Source organism: Actinomycetospora sp., from assembly GCF_055612215.1.
Window position 1 is genome coordinate 1 of sequence record NZ_JBVPVA010001113.1, and the last position, 3,571, is coordinate 3,571.

A 3,571-nucleotide genomic window follows, 5' to 3' on the forward strand; every position below is an offset into this window, starting at 1 on the left:
GGTGCGCGGTCACCGCCCCTGGGCAGCTGGTCGATGGAGCGCTTCACGTAGCCGGCCTCGAAGTCGAGCAGCGGACGCTCCCCCACCGCGGGGTCGCGCTCCGGGACGGCGACGGCCTTCCCGTGGTCGCTCATCCACCCGAGCAGGCGGCAGAAGTACTCGGCCACGAGGTCGACCTTGAGCGTCCAGGACGCGTTGGTGTAGCCGATCATGAAGACCAGGTTCGGCACCCCGGAGAGCATCATGCCGCGGTAGGCCATCGTGTCGGGCAGGTGCACCGACTCGCCGTCCACCTCGAGACCGGCCCCGCCGAACATCTGCAGGTTGAGCCCGGTCGCGGTGACGACGATGTCCGCGTCGAGCTCCCGCCCGGAGCGCAGCCGGATCCCGGTCTCGGTGAAGGTCTCGATCTGGTCGGTGACGATGTCGGCGTCGCCGCGGCGGATGGCCTTGAACAGGTCGCCGTCGGGGACCATGCACATCCGCTGGTCCCACGGGTCGTACGGCGGGTTGAAGTGGGTGTCGACCTCGTAGCCCTCGGGGAGCTGCGCCACCGCGGCCTTGCGCAGCAGCTTCTTCACGAAGGTCGGGAACCGCTGGGAGACCTGGTAGAGCGTGATCAGCTGCGCGATGTTCTTCGCACGGACGATCGGGTCGGCGATGCGGGCCGGCACCCAGCGGGCGAGGAACTCCGCCACCGGGTCGGTGCGCCCGATGGACAGCACGTAGCTCGGGGTGCGCTGGAGCTGGGTGACGTGGGCCGCGCGGCCCTCCCCCTGCGTCATGGCCGGCACCAGGGTGACCGCGGTGGCGCCGGAGCCGATGACGACGACGCGCTTGCCCGCGTAGTCCAGCTCCGGGTCCCAGTGCTGCGGGTGGACCACCGTGCCGCCGTAGTTCTCCAGGCCCGGCAGCTCCGGGGTGTAGCCCTGGTCGTAGCGGTAGTAGCCGGAGCACCAGAGGACGAACGAGCAGGTCAGGGTCGTCTCCCCGGCCGGCGTGGTGAGGGTGAGCGTCCAGCGCTGGTCCTCGCTCGACCAGGCGGCGTGGGTGACGCGGGTGCCGTAGCGGATGTGGCGGTCGACGCCGTACTCCCGCGCGGTGTCGCGCACGTACTCCAGGATCGAGGACCCGTCGGCGAGCGCCACGGTGTCGGGCCACGGGCGGAACTTGAAGCCCAGGGTGTGCATGTCGGAGTCCGAGCGGATGCCGGGGTACCGGAACAGGCTCCAGGTGCCGCCGAGGTCGTCGCGGGCCTCGAGCAGCGCATACGACCGGCCGGGCTGCTCGCGCTCCAGGTGGCAGGCGGTGCCGACGCCGGACAGGCCCGCCCCGACGATCACGACGTCGAGGTGCTCCGGCTCGCGGCCGCCCTCGCCCGCGGTGGTGGCGTCGACGGGGGCATCCACATCGGTACTCATACGTACCAGCCTACCTCTCGGTACCAGCACGTACCAGCCCGGCGGCGGGACCGGATCCCGCGGCTGCGCCTCAGTGCGCCGCCTGGTCCCAGGAGCGGCCGAACCCCACCGAGACCTCCAACGGGACGTCGAGCTCGAACGCCGCCCCCATCTCCCGGCGGACCAGCTCGGTGACCTGCTCCCGCTCCCCCGGCGCGACCTCGAGCACCAGTTCGTCGTGCACCTGGAGCAGCATCCGGCTGCGCAGACCCTCCTCGCGCAGCGCGGCGTGCACCCCGAGCATCGCGACCTTGACGATGTCGGCCGCGCTGCCCTGGATCGGGGCGTTGAGCGCCATCCGCTCGGCCATCTCCCGGCGCTGCCGGTTGTCGGTGGTGAGGTCGGGCAGGTAGCGCCGGCGCCCGAGGATGGAGCTGGTGTAGCCGTCCTTGCGGGCCTGGTCGACGACCTGGAACAGGTAGTCGCGCACGCCGCCGAACCGCGCGAAGTAGTCCTCCATCAGCTCCTTCGCCTCGTCGGTGGAGGTGCGCAGCTGGGCGGAGAGCCCGTAGGCCGACAGCCCGTACGCCAGGCCGTAGTTCATGGCCTTGATCTTGGCGCGCTGGGCCTGGCTGACCTCCTTCTCGGGGACCCCGAAGACCTTGGCGGCCGTGACCGAGTGGAAGTCCTCGCCCGACTTGAACGACTCGATCAGCTCGGCGTCGACCGAGAGGTGCGCCATGATCCGCATCTCGATCTGGGCGTAGTCGGCGGTCATCAGCTCGGCGTAGGCGCCGGCGGCCGAGTCCGCCCCGACGACGAAGGTGTCGCGGATGCGCCGCCCGGCCTCGGTGCGGACCGGGATGTTCTGCAGGTTCGGCTCGGTCGAGGAGAGCCGGCCGGTGCGCGCGATCGTCTGGTTGAAGGTGGTGTGGATGCGGCCGTCGTCGGTGACGCTCTCGAGCAGCCCCTTCACGGTCACCCGCAGCCGCGTCGCGTCGCGGTGCTCGAGCAGGTGCTCGAGGAAGGGGTGCGGGTTGTTCTCGTTCAGCGTCTGGAGGGCGTCCGCGTCGGTGGTGTAGCCGGTCTTGGTGCGCTTGGTCTTCGGCATCTGCAGCTCGTCGAACAGCACCACCTGCAGCTGCTTCGGCGAGCCGAGGTTGATCTCCTTGCCGATCACGTCGTACGCCGACTGCGCGGCCGTCTGCACCCGCGAGCCGAACTCCGACTCCAGCTCGTGCAGCGCGCTGATGTCCACCGCCACGCCCGCCGCCTCGAGGTCGGCCAGCACCCGCAGCAGCGGCAGCTCGAGGTCGGTGAGCAGCGCCGTGCCGCCGCGCTCGGCGAGGTCGGCGTCGAGGGCGTCGGCGAGGTCGGCCACCGCGCGGGCGCGGAGCATCTCGGCCTGCGCCGCGGTCTCGTCGGCCTCCTCCTCGCCGCCGTCGAGGGTGAGCTGCTCCCCGCCCGCGGCGTCGGCCTCCTCGGCGCGCAGCTCGCGGCGCAGGTAGCGCAGCACCAGGTCGGCCAGGTCGAAGCTGCGCTCGCCGGGGCGGGCCAGGTAGGCCGCGAGTGCGGTGTCGCTGGTGACGCCCTCGAGCTCCCACCCCCGCGCGCGGACGGCGTGGATGGGGCCCTTCACCTCGTGGGCGGCCTTCGGGACCTCGGGATCCGCCAGCCAGGCGGCCAGCGCGGTCTCGTCCTCGGTGCTCAGCGCGAGCACGTCGACCGACGCCGCCTCGCCGTCGGCGGCCGCCAGCGCGACCCCGTGCAGGTCCCCGGTCCCCTGCCCCCACGTTCCGCGGAAGGAGATGCCGACCCGGCCGCCGTCGCGGGCGTGCTCGTCGAGCCAGTCCCCGACCGCGCCCGGCTCGAGGGTCACCCCGTGCAGCTCGAAGCCCTCCTCGGCCTCGGGCTCCGCCGCGGTGAGCGTGGAGAACAGGCGCTCGCGCAGGACCCGGAACTCCAGCTCGTCGAACAGCCGGTGCACCGCGTCGCGGTCCCAGGAACGGACCTCGAGCTCCTCGGGCCGCACGTCGAGCTCGACGTCGCGCACCAGCTCGGTCAGCTGGCGGTTCAGCACCACCGAGGACAGGTGCTCGCGCAGCGCGTCCCCCGCCTTGCCCCGGACCTCGTCGACCCGCTCGACCAGCGCGTCGAGCGACCCGAACTCC

Annotated in this window: 2 protein-coding genes; both read right to left on the reverse strand. The window is 72.1% G+C overall.

Annotation, left to right across the window (positions count from 1 at the left end; all coding sequences use genetic code 11):
• A partial coding sequence (locus tag AC0CYZ_RS29975; protein ID WP_472221761.1) for a flavin-containing monooxygenase occupies window positions 1-1,421 on the reverse strand: 1,421 nt, incomplete at its 3' end.
• A gap of 70 nt (window positions 1,422-1,491) precedes the next feature.
• The coding region (gene polA, locus AC0CYZ_RS29980; protein ID WP_472221762.1) for a DNA polymerase I at window positions 1,492-3,571 on the reverse strand (2,080 nt) is incomplete at its 5' end.